General features: G+C 57.6%; 15 protein-coding genes and 2 tRNA genes. 11 read left to right on the top strand and 6 right to left on the bottom strand.

Translation table 11 applies throughout. The annotated features are described in order from the left end of the window. Positions 1–67 precede the first annotated feature (67 nt). The 11 genes from HMPREF1121_RS07075 to HMPREF1121_RS07030 all read left to right on the top strand — a co-directional run bounded on the left by HMPREF1121_RS07075 (position 68) and on the right by HMPREF1121_RS07030 (position 12,687). Positions 68–1,576 (top strand): LysM peptidoglycan-binding domain-containing protein, encoded by a 1,509-nt coding sequence (locus tag HMPREF1121_RS07075; RefSeq protein WP_044115555.1) that lies wholly within the window; start codon positions 68–70, stop codon positions 1,574–1,576. Beyond that, positions 1,563–2,246 (top strand): porin family protein, encoded by a 684-nt coding sequence (locus tag HMPREF1121_RS07070; RefSeq protein WP_232223760.1) that lies wholly within the window; start codon positions 1,563–1,565, stop codon positions 2,244–2,246. Before HMPREF1121_RS07075 ends, HMPREF1121_RS07070 begins: the two co-directional genes overlap by 14 nt. A gap of 91 nt (positions 2,247–2,337) precedes the next feature. Further along, positions 2,338–2,409: transfer RNA gene (locus HMPREF1121_RS07065), tRNA-Arg, on the top strand. A 573-nt stretch (positions 2,410–2,982) separates the two neighbouring features. Continuing rightward, entirely contained in the window at positions 2,983–3,870 is an 888-nt protein-coding gene (dinD, locus tag HMPREF1121_RS07060; protein ID WP_044115554.1) for a DNA damage-inducible protein D, read from the top strand. Between the two features lie 366 nt (positions 3,871–4,236). Beyond that, positions 4,237–4,312: transfer RNA gene (locus HMPREF1121_RS07055), tRNA-Gly, on the top strand. An 85-nt stretch (positions 4,313–4,397) separates the two neighbouring features. Next, positions 4,398–4,559 (top strand): hypothetical protein, encoded by a 162-nt coding sequence (locus HMPREF1121_RS08840; RefSeq protein ID WP_198019169.1) that lies wholly within the window; start codon positions 4,398–4,400, stop codon positions 4,557–4,559. Further along, entirely contained in the window at positions 4,519–6,564 is a 2,046-nt protein-coding gene (locus tag HMPREF1121_RS07050; protein WP_044115552.1) for a DNA topoisomerase 3, read from the top strand. Before HMPREF1121_RS08840 ends, HMPREF1121_RS07050 begins: the two co-directional genes overlap by 41 nt. A 178-nt stretch (positions 6,565–6,742) precedes the next feature. Continuing rightward, positions 6,743–9,589 (top strand): M16 family metallopeptidase, encoded by a 2,847-nt coding sequence (locus tag HMPREF1121_RS07045; RefSeq protein WP_084152012.1) that lies wholly within the window; start codon positions 6,743–6,745, stop codon positions 9,587–9,589. After that, positions 9,586–10,482: a ChaN family lipoprotein gene (locus tag HMPREF1121_RS07040; protein WP_044115549.1), complete on the top strand. Its 897-nt coding sequence runs from the start codon at positions 9,586–9,588 to the stop codon at positions 10,480–10,482. The genes HMPREF1121_RS07045 and HMPREF1121_RS07040 overlap by 4 nt, the downstream gene beginning before the upstream one ends. A 21-nt stretch (positions 10,483–10,503) precedes the next feature. Continuing rightward, positions 10,504–11,034 (top strand): exonuclease domain-containing protein, encoded by a 531-nt coding sequence (locus HMPREF1121_RS07035; RefSeq protein WP_044115548.1) that lies wholly within the window; start codon positions 10,504–10,506, stop codon positions 11,032–11,034. A gap of 591 nt (positions 11,035–11,625) precedes the next feature. Further along, positions 11,626–12,687, top strand: a complete 1,062-nt coding sequence (locus HMPREF1121_RS07030) for a YeiH family protein (protein WP_044115547.1) — start codon at positions 11,626–11,628, stop codon at positions 12,685–12,687. 258 nt (positions 12,688–12,945) lie between these two features. Here the strand turns inward: HMPREF1121_RS07030 and HMPREF1121_RS07025 are convergent, their stop codons facing one another. The 6 genes from HMPREF1121_RS07025 to HMPREF1121_RS07000 all read right to left on the bottom strand — a co-directional run bounded on the left by HMPREF1121_RS07025 (position 12,946) and on the right by HMPREF1121_RS07000 (position 17,619). Next, the gene (locus HMPREF1121_RS07025) at positions 12,946–13,773 is read right to left on the bottom strand and encodes a class I SAM-dependent methyltransferase (protein ID WP_044115546.1); all 828 of its coding nucleotides are present in this window, start codon (positions 13,771–13,773) and stop codon (positions 12,946–12,948) included. A 184-nt stretch (positions 13,774–13,957) separates the two neighbouring features. Then, positions 13,958–15,127, bottom strand: coding sequence for an N-acetylglucosamine-6-phosphate deacetylase (nagA, locus tag HMPREF1121_RS07020; protein WP_044115543.1), 1,170 nt, complete (start codon positions 15,125–15,127; stop codon positions 13,958–13,960). Continuing rightward, positions 15,127–15,732 carry a Maf family nucleotide pyrophosphatase gene (locus tag HMPREF1121_RS07015; protein WP_044115542.1) on the bottom strand — a complete coding sequence of 202 codons (606 nt, stop codon included), beginning with the start codon at positions 15,730–15,732 and terminating at the stop codon, positions 15,127–15,129. Before HMPREF1121_RS07015 ends, nagA begins: the two co-directional genes overlap by 1 nt. A gap of 15 nt (positions 15,733–15,747) precedes the next feature. Beyond that, complete coding sequence (locus HMPREF1121_RS07010) at positions 15,748–16,269, bottom strand: KdsC family phosphatase (RefSeq protein WP_044115541.1); 522 nt, start codon at positions 16,267–16,269, stop codon at positions 15,748–15,750. A 170-nt stretch (positions 16,270–16,439) separates the two neighbouring features. Further along, complete coding sequence (locus HMPREF1121_RS07005; protein WP_044115540.1) at positions 16,440–16,823, bottom strand: DUF1573 domain-containing protein; 384 nt, start codon at positions 16,821–16,823, stop codon at positions 16,440–16,442. 82 nt (positions 16,824–16,905) lie between these two features. Next, positions 16,906–17,619 carry a type IX secretion/gliding motility protein PorT/SprT gene (locus HMPREF1121_RS07000; RefSeq protein WP_044115539.1) on the bottom strand — a complete coding sequence of 238 codons (714 nt, stop codon included), beginning with the start codon at positions 17,617–17,619 and terminating at the stop codon, positions 16,906–16,908. Positions 17,620–17,627 lie beyond the last annotated feature (8 nt).

Genomic DNA, 17,627 nt, shown 5'->3' with positions numbered 1-17,627 from the left:
TCCGAGCTCATTTGCACACGATTAAGTACCTTTGCCCCATATTCATCACAAGACTAAGTATAGACAGATGACCCTCTCCGACACTTGCCGCCGCGCACACCTCTTGCTATCGACCGCACTCCTTATATATGTAGGTGCCAGCGCCCAGGGCGGGCGACGCATCCGTGAGCACGAGGTCCAGCGCGAAGAGACGGTGTATAGCATCGCACGTCGCTACGGTGTCGCCATCGATAAGGTCTACGAGCTCAACCCATGGGCCCGCCAGCAGATCAAGGTCGGCGACAAGCTCCTCATCCCCTCTACTCCCGCTACACCTGCCACCACCTCCGCAGCTTCGTCCTCTTCGCAGAGCCCCAAGAAGCACCGCGTAGAGACGGGCGAGACGCTCTATGGCATCAGCCGTAGCTACGGCATTGACCTGGCGGACCTCCTACGCGCCAATCCTGGGGTAACCTCCTCCACCGTCAAGGTCGGCATGGAGCTCGTCATCCCCGGTGCTAAGGGCGACAGCGCCACGACCACCACCCCTAAGCAGGATGACAATGAGAGTAGCCTACCCTCACAGGTAGCCGCTTCGCAGACGCGCGTCCTCATGCTCCTACCGCTGAAGAAGGACAAGCACTTCGTCGAGTTCTACGAAGGCTTCCTCCTCGGTATGTATCAGCTCAAGAAAGCTGGGATCTCTATGCAGCTCACCACGCTGGATGTACCCAACGATGAAGCGCTGAATGCCTACATCGATGCTGGCAAGCTCCGTGGTAAGAACCTCGTCATCGGTGGTGTCACCGAGGGCCAGATCCGTGCTATCTCCGCAGCATCAGGATACAACTACTATATCATCCCCTTCAGCAAGGCCAGCCACCTTGAGACAGGTGAAGGCCGTGTCATCCTGACCAACGCTCACACCTCCACCATCATCGACCGTGTCATCCCTGCCTTCCTGCAGAAGTACAAGGGCCGCGAAGTCATCTTCGCCTCACGCCTTGGCGACACGGAAGACGGCTTCGTCAGCCAGCTCCGCTCGGCACTCAGCCACGCAGGTCTGCCCTTCCGCTCCATACAGGTAGGTAGCGGTGCCGTCGGAGGTATCAGCTCTGACGCTGTCGTCGTCCCCGTCTCTCCCGACCGCAACCTCGCTATGGCTACTATGGCGGCTATCGGCACGCGTACGAGTGGCGTCACGCTCTTCGGCCACCCTCAGTGGCAGGCCTACGGCTCACAGTTCCAGCAGAGCCTGCGCCGCTACAACACGACCATCTACTCGACGTTCTTCTTCGATCCTACGCTTGCCGAGTCGAAGGAGTTCCTGAGTCAGTTCACTGGATGGTTCAGCCACAAGGTCAGCAACTCCTATCCGAAGTACAGCGTCCTCGGCTATGACCTGGCACGCTACTTCATCCGCGCCTACTCGATGTACGGCCGCAACTTCATCAACAGCATGTCGTCCATCCCCTCGGACGGCCTCCAGCTCGACTTCTACCTCCAGCGTAGCGACGAGGCGAACGTGTACACGAATACCCGCTTCTTCTTCGTCCACTACCCCAGCTCAGGTGCTATCACGCGTGAAGCTCATTAGTTCCCTCCGCCACAGCCTCATCTTGATATGCCTCCTGCTCGCAGTAGCAGGAGCGCGTCTTAGTGCGCAGACGACGAAGGAGCCCTTCGCTCAGTCGGTATCCGTCGGGGTGCATGGTGGGGTGACTGCCAGTCGCTTCACCTTCGTCCCCTCGGTACGTCAGCGCCTGCACACGGGTCCCGTTGCTGGTATCGCCGTGCGCTACGACGTCGAGCGCGGAGCATCACTGCAGGCCGAGCTGAACTACCGCCGTGGTGGCTGGCAGGAGCGCTATGACTCGCTCGCCACGAGCTACAGCCGCACACTCGACTATCTCGAGCTTCCCCTACTGACGCACCTCTACTTCCGCTCGGGCGATATCCGCATCTTCATCAATGCGGGGCCATTCTTCGGCTACCAGCTCGGAGAATCAGCTACCAGCTCGGGCGAGGCGAATATGTCCGCACTGGACTCCACCCGCCACGGTATGGCTGTGCGCGATCGCTTCTTCTGGGGGCTCGGTGGCGGGCCTGGGATAAGCATCCCCATCGGCAAGCGTCAGCGCATCGAGCTCGAAGGGCGCTTCGTCTACGGGCTGGGCAACCTCTGGAGCTCTAAGCGTGGCTCGACCTATGTACAATCGTCGGAGATGTACTTTGGGGCGACGCTAAACTACTTCTTCCGTCTCTGACCTCACGTCTGCTCACTGAGGGTGCAAGTATAAAATGACTATCTTTGCCCCGCATCTCAGCGCGACAAGAGCTCTGCGCAAGAGGAGATGAGCCCTCGTAGTTCAACGGATAGAACAAGAATTTCCTAAATTTTAGATAGCAGTTCGATTCTGCTCGGGGGTACACCTACTATCGCCACGCCCCACCATCCCACAGCGGATGGTGGGGCGTGACGCTTATATCCCTACCGCCCAATCGTGGGAAGAGGCAATTCACTCCACCATTCCTTCGCAAAGCAACCAGTACTGGTCGGCGATCAGACCACTACTGGTCACTATTGCTTACCAGTACTGGTCCACTCAGCGACCAGTACTGGTTCATTTTATCCCTCCACAGCTCCGCGCTAATCGCATAATAATAAGGATGTTTGCTTCACCCTAAAAAGCGTCCCTTCTCTCCGAAGAGCATACACTCTACTGGTGCGTGCAGTCAAGGCAATATCTCCCATCACCTCAGAGAGTAATCCGAAGCTAAAACCTTAATCCACTCCTCTTTACCGTAGATTCTCTTTGGTTAGATTATCACTACCTTTGTTTGTCAGTCGTGACACGGACGTCTAATCAATACCGCATCGGAATACACCAGCCCCCTACATCAACGACATAGCCCAGCTATTGTAATAGGGGAGCATTATCATATAGGCTCCGTCACAAACAGGCATGACGCACTGGATACAAACTAATCAACAAGAAGGACATGGATAAGGCCCGCATCATCCAATACCAATCCAGCTTCGATGCTATCGCTCAGCGCATAGAGATCGAAGGGGAGCATACGCATATCGAAGTATGGTATGCTCGTGAACTTCAAGAGCTATTAGGCTACGCTCGATGGGAGAACTTTGCAGTTGCTATCCAAAGAGCGATCACCTCATGCAATTCCAATGGGGGCAACGATCTCGATCATTTTCGTGAGGTCACGAAAATGATCAAAGTCGGGAAAGGAGGGAGACGTAGTGTCTCCGACTTTATGCTCACTCGCTACGCATGCTACCTCATCGCACAGAATGGTGACCCCAAGAAAGAAGAGATAGCCTTTGCTCAAAGCTACTTTGCGCTACAGACAAGAAAAGCGGAGCTCATCGAAGAGCGCCTTAACCTCATCTCCCGCCTGGAAACTCGGGATCGACTAAGGATCTCGGAGAAGCAACTGTCTCAGAACATTTACGAGCGTGGTGTCGACGAGAAAGGATTTGGACGCATACGCTCGATGGGCGACAAGGCTCTATTCGGAGGCTTCACAACGGATGCTATGAAGAAAAAGTTGGGGGTTAAGGCCAATAGACCACTCGCAGACTTCCTTCCGACCCTCACCATAGCAGCAAAGAACCTTGCAACCGAAATGACCAACTATAATGTCGAGAGTAAAGATCTCCATGGCGAGCTACCTATAACGCAAGAGCATGTACAGAATAATGAAAGTGTACGTAGCATGCTTGGTGAGCGAGGAATAAAGCCCGAAGAGTTGCCACCCGCTGATGACATCAAAAAGCTGGAGCGTAGGGTTGCCCGAGAGGAAAAGGCGCTTGGACAAGACGCGCAGAAGCTCCCTCAAGCGCAGGCTGTCGGCACCGAGAAGGAATAGTAATCCTACTTCCAACACTACTGGTATGCGGAGCGAACCTATATTGGTCGGCGGGTGAACCTATATTGGTCGAGATGCGGACCAATATAGGTCGCTGCGTGAAGCTATATAGGTTCGCCCGCTGACCAATATAGGTTCACACCACCCTCCTGTAGGTCTCCGATCCAATTCCCTCAAAATGAAGCCATTTTATTCTGCCTTGCAATCTGCATCTACATCTGGAGAAGAGGCAGATCATCTCACCTGGGGCGAGGAGTGAGATAAGAAATTGCAAGAAATTTTGCCGAACATTTGGTCAATTCAAAACTTCGTCGTACCTTTGCAGTGCAAAAGGGAAAGGCAAACCTCCCAGAGCAAATTTGAAATGCGGAAGTAGCTCAGTTGGTAGAGCATAACCTTGCCAAGGTTAGGGTCGCGGGTTCGAGTCCCGTCTTCCGCTCCAATAGGTTTCCATAGTTTTGATGTGTATTTGTTTGATGAGGCATTCTAAGATTCACTTAAGTGATCTTGGGATGTTTCTCTCTTTTATGCCTATTGCATTCGGAGATCAGCCCACGGGAAGGGCACTCCTCTGCGGCACATCATCTGCGCTGCACCTACTCACATCGACCATCGCCCAGCTCGTCTCACCCCTCACTCCATACTATCTTGATCGTCTGCATCGCCGAGAAGCCCAGCGTGGCACGTGACATAGCGAACATCCTCGGAGCCACTGTCCGTAGGACCGACAAAGGTATCGGCCACTACGAAGGCAACGGGTATGCTGTGACCTGGACCTTCGGACACCTCTGCACGCTGAAAGAGCCCCACGACTATACGCCGGGGTGGAAGGCGTGGAGCCTGGCGTCCCTGCCTATGATCCCGGAGCGCTTCGGCATCAAAGCCATTCCCATCGAGCACTATGAGCGGCAGCTCGCCGTCATCGGGCAGCTCGTAGCAGGCGCCGAGATGGTCATCAACTGCGGTGATGCTGGGCAAGAAGGGGAGCTCATCCAGCGCTGGGTACTCCAGAAGGTCGGCTGTAAGGTACCCGTGCGCCGTCTATGGATCTCCTCCCTCACTGACGAAGCGATCCGCGAGGGCTTCGATAAGCTCCGCGACAGCTCCGACTACCAGTCCCTCTATGAGGCGGGCTTAGCGCGTGCCATCGGCGATTGGCTCCTCGGGATGAATGCCACCCGACTCTATACCCTCCGCTATGGCGGCAGCGACCGCAAGCAACCCCTCTCCATCGGACGCGTACAGACCCCCACCCTCGCCCTCATCGTCGAGCGCCAAGAGGCTATCGAGAACTTCAAGAGCGAGACCTACTGCGAGCTGAAGACCCGCTACCGTGAGGTCATCTTCAGCGCCGACAAGGGCAAGTACAGCGACAAGGCGAAGGCCGATGCTGCCCTACAAAGCATCACGGGCGAACCCTTCACCATCACCAGTGTCAAGAAGAAGGACGGCAAGGAGTCCGCTCCGAAGCTCTTTGACCTGACGAGCCTGCAGGTAGCGTGCAACCGTAAGTTCGGTATGAGCGCCGAAGAGACGCTTGCCACCGTGCAGTCGCTCTATGAGAAGAAGGTGACGACCTACCCACGTGTCGACACCACCTACCTCAGCGAAGACCTATACCCCAAGGTCGCAGGCATCCTGCGGGGCCTCGTCATCCCACCCTATCTCAATCTGGTGAGCCCGCTCCTCAGTGGCGCCCCCATCCGCAAGAGCAAGAAGGTCTTTGACAATAAGAAGGTCACCGACCACCACGCTATCATCCCCACAGGGCAGTCGCCCTCGGGGCTCTCCGAGACGGAGACGAAGGTCTTCGACCTCATCGCCCGCCACTTCATCGCTGCCTTCTACCCCGACTGCCTCGTCAGCACGACGAGCGTCGAGGGCACAGCAGGCAAGGTAAAGTTCAAGACCTCGGGGAAGGAAATCCTCGAGCCAGGGTGGCGTGTGGTCTTCGAGACCGAGACACCCACCGAGGCGAGCGAAGCCAAGGAAGGCGAAGAGGGCGGAGAAGCATCCGAAGCACTCCTACCCACCTTCACCGAAGGCGAGACGGGCGAGCACATCCCCGAGCTACGCGAGAAGCAGACCCAGCCCCCGAAGTACTACACCGAAGCGACGCTCCTGCGTGCTATGGAGACTGCGGGTAAGTTCGTCGAGCAGGAAGAGCTCCGTGAGGCGATGAAGGAGAATGGTATCGGGCGCCCCTCGACACGTGCCAATATCATCGAGACGCTCTTCAAGCGCGGCTACATCGTCAAGGAGAAGCGCAGCCAGATCCACGCCACCGAGACGGGTCGACAGCTCATCAAGCTCATCAACTACGACCTCTTGAAGAGCGCTGCACTCACGGGCGAATGGGAGTACAAGCTCCGCCAGATCGAGCGCCGTGAGCTGGAGACGCAGGTCTTCATCGACGATCTCAAGGCGATGCTCTACCAGCTCGTGCAGTCCGTCCTCGCTCCACAGCCAGCACCTGCACCCGCCCCAGCCCAGACAGCCCCCCCCCTTCCCGTCGACACGGGCGTGCCCTGCCCCCAGTGTCAGCAGGGTACCCTTCTGAGAGGTCGTGCGGCCTTCGGCTGCTCCGCCTTCCGTGAGGGCTGCACCTTCCGCCTCTCCTATGAGGAGTGCCCCAGCACAGCTTCGCCCGAAGAACTGAGCGCCCGGCTGGGCGATGCGCCTCTCCTCTTCTGATCCCGATGCTCTCCTCTGCAGACGCACGATATAAATATGGAGCCGTAGACCCAGGTCTGCGGCTCCATTCTCGTACCACGGCAGGGCGTAGAGTTACCAAGAAATAGGGATATTTGGCGGATTGACAACCGGAGGGCATACCTACGGCGTTCTATCTATTAGCGAAAAGTAGCATCTGATGGCAATAGACAGATACGTGTACACACCGACCAGCCGTGTGGAGAGGAAGGGATTCCGCTCCATAGGGCTCCCCCTCCTCTTTACCCTTTTCTTCCTCTCCTTCGCCTGCACCGCTCTCGCCCAAGAGCGACGAGGGACGCTTTCCAATGGGATGAGCTACATCCTCAGACACAATACTCAGCCACGCAAGAAGATGGAGGCACGCCTCGTCATGCGTGTGGGCTCCTGCGCTCAGCGTCCCGACGAAGCAGGCTACGCACACTTCATTGAGCATCTGGCGTTCGGCCGAACGAAGCACTTTGCCTCGGGCGGTATCAAGCGCTATGCAGAGCGTCTCGGTACACGCTACGGCGTCGGGCTGAATGCTATGACTGGTCACGACCGCACCGTCTATATGATCTCCCTCCCCACCGATGAGCCGCACGTCCTCGATAGCACGGCACTCATCCTCAGCGATTGGCTCACGGGGCTACAGCTCGACAGCCTCGAGGTGGAGCAGGAGCGCAGCATCATCAAGGAGGAGATACGCGCCTACGTACAGACCGATCCCTTCTACGCGCTGAAGGTCGGCACAGGCATCCACAGCCGTAGCCTCCCCGTAGGCACGGCACAAGACATCGACCGTGCGACGGCGAGCGGCCTACGTGCCTTCTACCATCGCTGGTATCATCCATCCCTTGCTACCATCGTCCTCGTCGGGGACTTCGACCTCGATGCAGCGGAGAAGAGCCTACGCGCGACCTTCACCACCGCACCCACTACCCCAGCCCGTACCTATATCGAGCCAGAGCTGCACTACCCGCGTGGCCTACATCTCGAGAGCCATAGCGACACCCTAATTCGCACAGCGACCCTCGATCTCATCTTCCCCCACAAGACCCTCCCCACGCGTACACTCTCGGAGCTCTTCACGGAGAAGATCCACCGCATGGCGCTCGCTGCATGGAGCCACCGCCTGGATAAGCTCCGTGGCGCTAAGCTCGCTGACAGCTGGTATCTGGGCCGTACAAGCCACCTCTCCCTCACCCTCGAAGGCAGTCGCACGACCGAGATCCTCCGTGATCTCCGCGAGGCTATCTCGGCACTGAGCGTACTGCGACGAGGCACGATATCAGAGCGCGAACTCACACTCCTCAAGGAGCGTGCAAAGTCCGCCCTATACCTCGTCACAGGCGACACGCCCTCGGCCGGCTGGTGCGACTACTACACCGATGAGATCCTCCACGGCGACCACTTCCTCACCGACGAAGCGGAGAAGGAGGAGCTCGAGCGCCGTATCGACGGCCTACGTGCCAGCGATCTCCGCCCCGCTTTTGACCGCCTCTACCGCTACCTCATGGGGCCAAGCAAGCTGGCGAGCTTCACACACAATGCGCAGCTTCCCGAGACAGCGCGCCCACAGCGTGGCGCCATCGAGCGAGCTATCCAGCGCGGACTCTCCGCCCAGCGCACCCGTCTCAGCTTCACTCCACCTTCGGATGAGGCTACCGAAGAGAAGAAGAGCGCCATCCCACAGCTCCTCACTCCCCCTCAGACGCTCCCCACGGCACAGCTCCGGTCGTCGAAGCTACACCCCGACCTCGGCGTGCAGGAAGCCTATCTCCCCAATGGCATCCGCATCATCCTGCGCCCACTCTCGGAGGCAGACTCCGTCGTGAAGATCGCCATCAACCACCCCTCGGGCCTGCGTGACATCCCGCTTGACGAGCAGCCCCGTGTGGCTTCGCTCGCTGCCTACATGGAGCTGGGTGGTATCTCTACCCTACCCCGTGAGCAGCTCGATAGCTTCCTCTTCGACCACGGCGTAGCACTCACCCTCACCGAAGCCATGGACTGGGGTGCACTCCTCGGTACAGCTCCCACGGGCAAGACCTACAGCCTCCTACGCCTGATGAAGGAGAAGATGCTGCACCCCGAGGCTGCGACAGCGGACTTCGAGGAGTCACGCGAATCACTTATCTCCGCCCTCAGGCGCCCCAGCCGCCTGGAGCAAATGCTTGCCCGTGACCCTGAGCGCAAGCTACAGCGCCGTCTGGATAGCATCCTCGGCACCTACATCCCCCAGCGCGAACCTGAGACCGAAGCCGAAGCACGTGCCCTCAGCCTTCCCTACATGATTGACTTCCACACCGACCTGTGGACGCGCACCGAGGGGATGACGATCGTAGTCGTCGGGCGCTTCGACAGCGAAGCTCTCCTCAAGGAAATCTCGGGCGTCTTCGCTGACCTTCCCCAGCGCCCCGCTAAGCCCACTCTCCCATCTCAGGGCCAGCTCACGGCAGAGAACTATACCCTCGAGGATATTGATGCTGGCGACGAGACGGCACTGCACAACGTCTACTACGGCACCTACGAGCCTACCCTACGCGGTAGCCTGCGCCTCAAGCTCATGCGTGAGCTCCTGCGCAGTCGTCTCATCGATCGCCTGCGCTCGGAGGCAGGCATCATCTATTCGCCCTATCTCTATATGGAGTACCGCCCGAAGCCCGAGCCCTTCGTATGGTTCCGCCTCGAGACGCTTGTGAAGAGTAGCAATGCTCCCCTTGCCTGCAAGCTCATCGAGGAGCTGGTCGAAGACCTCCAGACGAAGCTCGCCAGCCCCAGCGAAATAGCCGATATCGCCCGCACCTTCCTCATCAATAAGCGCGAGGCCCTCACCGAGAGCGATCTGGCTCCTTGGCAAGACACGCTCCTGGGCCTCGTGCGTAGCGGTGAGCGCCTTGAGGACTTCGCTCAGTACGAGCAGATCCTTCGCTCCATCACACCCGAGGAGCTCCGCACCGCCTTCCGCACGATCCTCAGTCCCCAGCGCCACCTCATCTATTCGATTGTACCCAAGCAATGAAACTCCTCCGTACCCTCACCCTGCTCCTCACGGGGCTTCTCTTCTCCCTCTCCGCCTCAGCGCAGAAGACCACCGAGCCCGTCGCCTACCGCCTCGTAGACTCCGTCGGGCGTCCCGTCACCTTCGATAAGCTCATCACACGCGCCGCTGGTGCCGATGTCGTCTTCTTCGGGGAGCTACACAACAACCCCATCAGCCACTGGATGCAGCTCCGTGTCCTCGAGGCCCTGCAGCAGCGTAAGGGGAAGAACCTCACCCTCGGGCTTGAGATGCTCGAGGCGGATATCCAGCTGATCCTCGACGAGTACCTCGCCAAGACCATCAGCCCCAAGAGCTACGGCGACGAGGCACGCCTGTGGCCGAACTATGAGACGGACTACGACCCCGTCGTCTACTTCGCCAAGGACCATGGTCTCAGAGTCATTGCGACGAACGTACCCCGTCGCTATGCCGACCTGGTGAATCGCAAGGGCCTTCCCGCCCTTGACTCGCTCAGCGCCGAAGCCAAGCGCTATCTACCCCCTCTACCCATCGCCTTCCAGTCCACAGAGCAGAGTGCAGGGATGTTCGCCGCTATGGGCGCTCTCGTCCACGGGGATAAGAAGCAGGAGAAGCGCCACCTCGAAGAGGCTCAAGCCATCAAGGATGCCACCATGGGCTACCGCATCAGCCAGCACCTCTGCCCTCAGCACACCTTCCTCCACCTCAACGGCTCCTACCACTCCCTGCAGAATGGAGGCATCATCCCCTACCTACGTCGCTACGCTCCCAAGACGCGCATCGTGACGATCACGACCGTCCTGCAGGAGGATGTCGAGGCCCTCGAAGAAGCCTACGGCGGTATGGCAGACTTTATCCTCATCGTCCCCGAGGACATGACCCGCACGCACTAAGCTCCCCCATCACCCTACGGAATGAGCAAGCTCAACTTCATCGCCATTGACTTCGAGACGGCTACGCAGAAGCGCAGCTCCATCTGCGAGGTGGGTATCTGCGTCGTCCGTGATAGCAAGATCGTCGAGACGCGCTCGTGGCTCGTACAGCCCGAGGACAATGCCTATGCCTATTGGAACATCCAAGTGCACGGCATCCGCCCCGAGGATACCGCCACGGCACCCGCCTTCCCCGACGTGTGGGAAGAGATTGCCCGTGAGTACTTAGAGGAGTTCGACACATTCGTCGCCCACAACGCTCCCTTCGACCGCAGCTGTCTGGAGCGCACGGCCGAGCTCTATGAGATCGAGCTTGGTGAGCTGAAATGGGACTGCTCGCTGAAGCGTGCACGGCAGATCTATGACTTCGAGAGCAATTCGCTCGCATCCCTCTGCGACCAGCTCCAGATCACTCGCGGCACACACCACCGCGCTGGCGATGACGCCGAGATGTGCGCACGCCTCTACCTGAGGGAGTGGGATGATGCTCCAGCGAAGGGCAGACGTAGGTAAGCACATCAGTACCGCCAGCCATATAAGGCGAGAAATCATATAGGCAGGGGGACGAACTTATATTGGTTCGTCCCCCTGCCTATATTCATATCCACCCAAAGCATTAGATTAGAGAGGGGGGAGCGAACCTATGTGGAGACTGTTGCCGAGAGTCCTGTCCCCTACTTATTGTGCTAAGGCATCGCGCACCCAGCTCCCCGATATACCTCTCCGAAGTGATACGCAAGCCCTTCGCCTTATCGCGCGTATTCCTCTTATCCAGCGGAGGGAAAAGGGTCCCTCTCGTGAAGAAAAGGGCGCTTTCCCTTAGTGGTATTCTTCTATCTACGCACGTAGTCTTAAAGACCAGACACGTAAATCCAAATATCCACGTACGTAGATATTAGAGCCACGTGCGTAGTCCAAACTTATCTGCCACTCGTCCACAACTTTTATCCCTACGATGAGCAACAGTCTCATATTGCTCAGCGGGTGAAGCTATATAGGTTCGCCCAGCGACCAATATAGGTTCATACGACCTTTCGGTATAAGGTAGCGAGGAGTACCGTATCTTTGCAGGACAAAAGATCTATTACTCACGACAGCAATTCAATGAAAGCCCTCCCTCGAGGTACCATCCACGGTCTCCTCTTCCTCGTCGTCTTGACACTCCTTGTCCATGCCCTTTCGCTCGTGCCCTTCCTCCACGACCTGCGCCTCAGCCCGATGGTGCTCGGCGTCATCGTGGGGATGATCTTGGCCAACACTGTTCGCTCCCGGTTCCCCGAGAGCTGGGATGGCGGGCTGAAGATCGCCAGCAAGCAAATCCTTCGTACGGGGATCGTACTCTATGGCTTTCGCTTGAGCTTCGATACGCTCCTCGCCGTAGGTGGTGGCGCCATCCTCATCGACGTGATCATCGTCGCTGGGACACTCATCCTTGGGAACTACCTCGGGCGAGCGCTGGGCTTGGACAAAGACGAACGCTTACTCATCTCCTCGGGCTCGGCTATCTGTGGAGCAGCGGCTGTACTCGCCACTGAGCCCGTCGTAGGAGCGAAGCCACACAAGACGGTCGTCGCCGTAGCGACGGTAGTCCTCTTCGGTACGCTATCGATGTTTGGCTACCCGCTCCTTTACCGTGCAGGGTTCTTAGATGCCCTTTCCCCACAAGCTGTCGGGGTCTACACGGGATCTACCATACACGAGGTCGCACACGTCGTCGGCGCAGGAGCTGCGATGACACCCGACACCCACAGCTCCAGCGTAGACATCGCGGGCATCGCGACGATGACGAAGATGCTCCGTGTCCTCATGCTCGCACCCGTCCTGATGATCCTCGGCTACATCATGCGCCGAGGGAGTGCAGACAGCGCTACCTCGGGGAAGATACAAGTACCTTGGTTTGCCTTCTACTTCCTCATCGCCATCGGGATCAATACGCTGCTGGGCATGGGTGCTGAGCACATCGGCCAAGTCCCAGCATATCACCAGCTGACGCATATCATCGAGGTCATTGACGGCTTCATGCTGGCGATGGCGATGACGGCGATTGGCTTGGATGCGACCTTTGCCAAGTTCCGCCAGTCGGGCGCTAAGGCCTTCCTCCTCGCCTCGGGGCTCTATATCTGGCTCGTCTTCGGAGGCTATCTGCTGACCCTGCTTCTCGTCTAAAGGCAACATCTGCATAGAAGTTATCCCTTGAAGCTATCCGAGGCAAAGGGGTTTCACCAAAAAGCAGAAGACAAGCCTTCCTTCCCGCCCGCCTCTTGGGCTAAGGTCTCCGTGTCGTCAAGCCAATGCCTCTCTTCGGTCGAAGGGAGAGTCTCGTAGAAGAGCGCGCAACGCTCCCTACAAATCAAATCGCCCCGCTTGTACCCAGAGGATACAAGCGGGGCGATTAGCTAAAAGGCGGAATAAGTACCCGCTACATCAAAGACGGAAGGTGAAGATCTGCGTACTCTCCCGCATCTTCTTAGTCAGTTGCATCAGGTGAGCGACCCACCAGACCTCTGCCATCAGATCGACGACCGCCTTTTTCCGCTCAAACTGCGCCTGAGGCAAGAGACGCAGAATATCCACTTCCGAGTCAATGCCCCCGACGAAGGTCGCCTCCATGTGCTTGAGCGTGTCGTGCATCTTGGATCGCCCTGCCCAGAAGCTACTGAGCGCATCGAAGACCAGCACACAGCGCCCTGCGAAGTAGTGGTGCAGATGCTCAAGCAAGAGCTGGATCTGATCTAGGGTGAAGTAGGCGAAGACCCCTTCGATCGAGATGAGGACCTGAGTCTCGGGCGTGATCTCACTTGCGATCCGACTGAGCCAATCCTCCTCCAGCAAGTCCGAGCCAAGAGCCGTAGCGCTCTCCCCGAGGAGCCTCTGACGTAGCTCGATGACATTAGGGAAGTCCACATCGTAGTGGGCAGCGCCGTAGGTTGCTCCAGCTATGCGCTCTCCTCGGGTGTCTAGCCCGCAGCCCGCATTGACGGTGACGAAGGGCTTGCCTTGGGCATGCAGCTCCCGAGCGTAGCGGATGAGCTCACCGTCCATATAGCCTGCCCGCTTGAGACAGCCGTAGTAACTAGGGCTCTTCTTGGGGGAGAACTTCTTATCGCTATAAGTAATCTCTTCGTAGAGTCTCGCTGCACGCTCATCGTCGAGGATCGGACGCTTGCTCTTGAGGTCCAGCGCACGCATCGCTAGCGGAATGATCAGGGTCTCTTGGACTGCTCCAAGCCCCTCTAAATTGATTTGTCCCATGGTTTATTCAGTTTCTTGGCCGAAGCCTTACATATATTCGGAACAAAACTAGCACTTATCCCCAGCCCACTCAATACCTAGAAATGCTGATTTTCACCCCTCAAACCCACCCCTCGTGGGGGTAAACGAAGATGCCCCATGCTCCTAGAGCATGAGGCATCCTTATCTTAGGGGTAAGCTTAGACTAAGCCCAGTATTCTTCGCCACGGACCGTACGACCACGGTGCATGACGAAGCGCAGCTGGAGGTCTTCGTCGAGGAAGAGGATATCCGCATCGTGGCCTGCCTCGAGAGCGCCCTTCGTATCCTGAATACCCATGATGCGGGCAGGCGTGTAGGAGCACATGTAGATAGCATCGATGAGGGGGATATTAGCCTTCTGCACAGCGGTGCGGATGAGGAGGTCCATCGTAGCGATACTACCAGCGAGAGCCGAGCGGTCGCTGAGCTTGCAGACGCCGTCCTCGACGATAGCATGACCCGTGGGGTCCTTGAAGTTCACCGTACCCGTATAGAGGAGGGCATCGGTAGTGAGAGCCATACGTTCGCGGCCCTTCACAGCATAAGCCAGGTGGACCATCACGGGAGGCACGTGGATACCATCGCAGATCACCTCGATATCGAAGTCGGGCATATCGAGGATGGTCTCTACGGCACCGGGCTCCTTGTAGACACCGACCTTGTGTGCGACCTTCATCGCATTGTAGAAGTGCGTACCGAGCGTGTAGCCATGCTCCCAAGCTGCACGGACGTGCTTGTCGTTGGCCTCAGTATGTGCCAGTGCGACGACAACACCGCGCTCACGGATGTAGCTACCGAAGTCCAGTGCACCCTCGATCTCGGGAGCAGCGTCCCAGCGCTTGATGACACCGTCACCGCGCTCCATGATCTTCGTGTATTCCTCGGGACGAGCGGGGCGGATCAGCTCGGGGAGCTGAGCACCAGCCATCTTCACAGAGAAGTAAGGACCTTCGAGGTGTAGACCTTCGACGGTGGACTCATCGTCCTTCATCAGGACCTCCGTGCACTCAATACCCTTCATGATCGTCTCATAGCTCGAGGTAGAGAGTGTGGGGAAGATCGTCGTCGTACCCTGCTGGAGGTGGTAGTCTGATGCCGTGCGGAAGGCCTCTACCGTCCCATCCATGTAGTCTGCTCCGGCAGCGCCGTGCACGTGCATCTCGATCCCACCAGGGATGATGTACGAGCCTCGAGCATCCAGCTGACGTGCGCCCTCGATAGGGAGGTCGGTATTAAGAATCGCTTTGATCTTCTTGCCTTCGACGAGGACACTGCCACCATCGATCCAGCCTGTGGGCGTGTAAATGCGCCCGCCTACGATCTGTATATACATTATCTATTGGATGTATTTGTTTGAAATATGCTCATCAATTGTTCGCCCACCAGATGCACTGGCAAGCCCATTACCGTGTAGAAAGAGCCTTCGATACGGCGGATGGCACGGTAGCCGATCCACTCCTGTATACCGTAGGCGCCAGCCTTGTCCAGTGGCTGGTAGCGAGTGACGTAGTAGTCAATCTCCTCATCCGTCAGGGGGAGGAACTCCACCGTCGCCGTGTCGGAGAATGCCACCGAGCGATCGGGCGTCATCAGTACGACACCCGTGGTGACAGTATGCTTCTGCCCACTTAGCTCGCGAAGCATCGCCTTCGCCTCCGCAGCATCACGGGGCTTACCGAGGACTTTATCCCCGATGAAGACCAGCGTATCAGCCGTGATGAGGAGCGTGCGCTCACCGAGAAGTGGACGATAAGCCTCCGCCTTCACGCGGGCGATATAGAGGGGGATCTCCTCGAGAGGCAGGTCAGTAGGGTAAGACTCATCGACACCCTCCAGACGGATCTGCTCAAAGGGAAGATCCAGCCCACGCAGGAGCTCCACACGGCGCGGAGACTGTGAGCCTAAGATGATCTGGTAGTCGTCGAGGTGCTTCCACATAGTTTATAGGTCTCCTTACCAGCCAAAGCCTGCTGAGAGCGACCACTGGCCATTGGCGCGCAGGGTCTGCTCGATGACGTCACGCACCACACCATAGCCCCCATCACAGAGGGAGATGTAGGTAGCGATGGACTTGACTTCGGGAGCGGCATCCGCAGGAGCACAAGGCAGAGCCACGAGCTTCATGATGGGGATGTCGGGGATATCATCGCCGATATAGGCGATCTGGTCGGGTGTAATACCCGCTTCTTGGCAGAGGATATCAAGCTGAGCAGCCTTGTCTGAGACCCGCATATAGACGTGCTTAGCACCGAGCTGGTGGAAGCGCTGCGTCATCGCTTCGCTCGCACCACCGGAGATGACTGCCAGCGTATAGCCCTGCTTGACAGCGTACTGCATCGCATAGCCGTCCTTGACATTGACCGTACGCATGGGCATACCATCGGGGCTAATGGGGCTCACCGTAGCACTCACTACCCCGTCCATATCCAGGACGAAGGCGCGGATCTTCGACAGATCAAAGGGGATACTACTCATTTCCTAAAAGAATTTATGATACAAAGGTACAACCATTTACCCATATCTGTGCCTATTTCCTCCATAAAATTCGGCACATCTACCCATAGAGCAGGTCTATAAAAGAGCGAAGCCGCCACAGCTGAGATGCTGTAGCGGCTTCGCCTTAGTCGTGATAGAGTCTGGTGAGATTACTCGACCTTACCCTTGATACGCAGGGTGAAAGCCCCATCGCGGCCGTTGCTATAGACAGCGACATTCTTGAAGAAGGGACCGGGACGGCCTACGGGGTTGAAGGAGACAGTGATCTTCCCTTCACGCCCTGGAGCGATAGGCTCCTGGCTGTACTCAGGCGTCGTGCAAGCGCAAGGCGTAGCGACGCGCATGATCACCAGGGGAGCGTCTCCGATATTCTTGATGACGAAGGTATGTGAGACCTTACCATTAGCTTCCTTGATGATGCCGAAGTCAAACTCTGGCGCAGCGGAAGAGATGACGGCACCCTTACCACTCTGTGCGACGACGAAGCCCACGCAGAGAAGGAGTGCTGAGAATATAAGAGCAAATCTTTTCATAATGTCTTGAATCGTTTAATATGATCCCTCTGAGAAGAGGCTATTTGTCGCAAAGATAGTTAAAACTATTTAAAAGACCATTTTACTCGAAGGACAGCGTGAAGAGAAGCGCACGTGTCGCCACCCCACGAACGGCCTCAGTGAAGCGTATCCGGGGGTCGCCCTGCAGATCGGGGCGGTGCGTTTGGAGAAGGTTCGCCAAGCCATAGTGGAAGGTCAGCTGAGGCGAGAGCTTGAAGAAGGAGAAGTAGAGGTCGCACCCAGCGCCGATACTCAGCCCGTAGTCTATAGGGCGGAGGTGCAGGAGTTCGCTTGAGCGCGTCCCGAGCTGCAGGGCTGCATAGCCACCAGCAGCGACGAAGGGGCGGTAATTGCCCCAGCGCACGGCTGCCCACTTCAGCTCCAGTGGTAGCTGCAGGCTACTCGTGCGCAGAGAGAGGTGCTCTACCTCTTGGCTCCCATCGGTGTAGGCCACGGGCACATCCCCGAGATGAAGCGTCGGGAGCAGGCGTAGCTCCAGCTGAGGCACGAGGGTCATACCCCCGATGATGCCGATACTGAAGCCAGGATGCCACACAGGGCTATCGGCCCAGAGTTGTCCTCCCAGACTATTGACCGCCCCGCTATTGGTGATCCGCACATCGGGCAAGTGAAGCCCGAGGCGGAAGCCAATATAGTAGCGGCGTAAGTCGAGATAGGGCTGACGCTCGACGGCTCCCTCTTGCGCCCACAGAGCAGCGGGGAAAAGGACGGAGAGCACGAGCGCGAAGGCAAGTGTAAGGCTGCGAAGGGACATATATATTA

The sequence above is a fragment of the Porphyromonas sp. KLE 1280 genome, from assembly GCF_000700805.1.
GTDB classification, from domain to species: Bacteria; Bacteroidota; Bacteroidia; order Bacteroidales; family Porphyromonadaceae; genus Porphyromonas; species Porphyromonas pasteri.
The sequence above is the reverse complement of the archived record's forward strand: the minus strand, read 5'-3'. Positions and strand labels throughout refer to the sequence as shown.

Excerpts from the sequence above, each read along its gene's own strand:
- HMPREF1121_RS07075 (WP_044115555.1), top strand. The coding sequence starts at position 68 with ATGACCCTCTCCGACACTTGCCGCCGCGCACACCTCTTGCTATCGACC.
- HMPREF1121_RS07040 (WP_044115549.1), top strand. The coding sequence starts at position 9,586 with ATGAAACTCCTCCGTACCCTCACCCTGCTCCTCACGGGGCTTCTCTTC.
- HMPREF1121_RS07030 (WP_044115547.1), top strand. The coding sequence starts at position 11,626 with ATGAAAGCCCTCCCTCGAGGTACCATCCACGGTCTCCTCTTCCTCGTC.
- HMPREF1121_RS07000 (WP_044115539.1), bottom strand. The coding sequence starts at position 17,619 with ATGTCCCTTCGCAGCCTTACACTTGCCTTCGCGCTCGTGCTCTCCGTC.
- HMPREF1121_RS08840 (WP_198019169.1), top strand. The coding sequence starts at position 4,398 with ATGCCTATTGCATTCGGAGATCAGCCCACGGGAAGGGCACTCCTCTGC.
- HMPREF1121_RS07005 (WP_044115540.1), bottom strand. The coding sequence starts at position 16,823 with ATGAAAAGATTTGCTCTTATATTCTCAGCACTCCTTCTCTGCGTGGGC.
- HMPREF1121_RS07010 (WP_044115541.1), bottom strand. The coding sequence starts at position 16,269 with ATGAGTAGTATCCCCTTTGATCTGTCGAAGATCCGCGCCTTCGTCCTG.
- HMPREF1121_RS07025 (WP_044115546.1), bottom strand. The coding sequence starts at position 13,773 with ATGGGACAAATCAATTTAGAGGGGCTTGGAGCAGTCCAAGAGACCCTG.
- nagA (WP_044115543.1), bottom strand. The coding sequence starts at position 15,127 with ATGTATATACAGATCGTAGGCGGGCGCATTTACACGCCCACAGGCTGG.
- HMPREF1121_RS07035 (WP_044115548.1), top strand. The coding sequence starts at position 10,504 with ATGAGCAAGCTCAACTTCATCGCCATTGACTTCGAGACGGCTACGCAG.
- dinD (WP_044115554.1), top strand. The coding sequence starts at position 2,983 with ATGGATAAGGCCCGCATCATCCAATACCAATCCAGCTTCGATGCTATC.
- HMPREF1121_RS07045 (WP_084152012.1), top strand. The coding sequence starts at position 6,743 with ATGGCAATAGACAGATACGTGTACACACCGACCAGCCGTGTGGAGAGG.
- HMPREF1121_RS07015 (WP_044115542.1), bottom strand. The coding sequence starts at position 15,732 with ATGTGGAAGCACCTCGACGACTACCAGATCATCTTAGGCTCACAGTCT.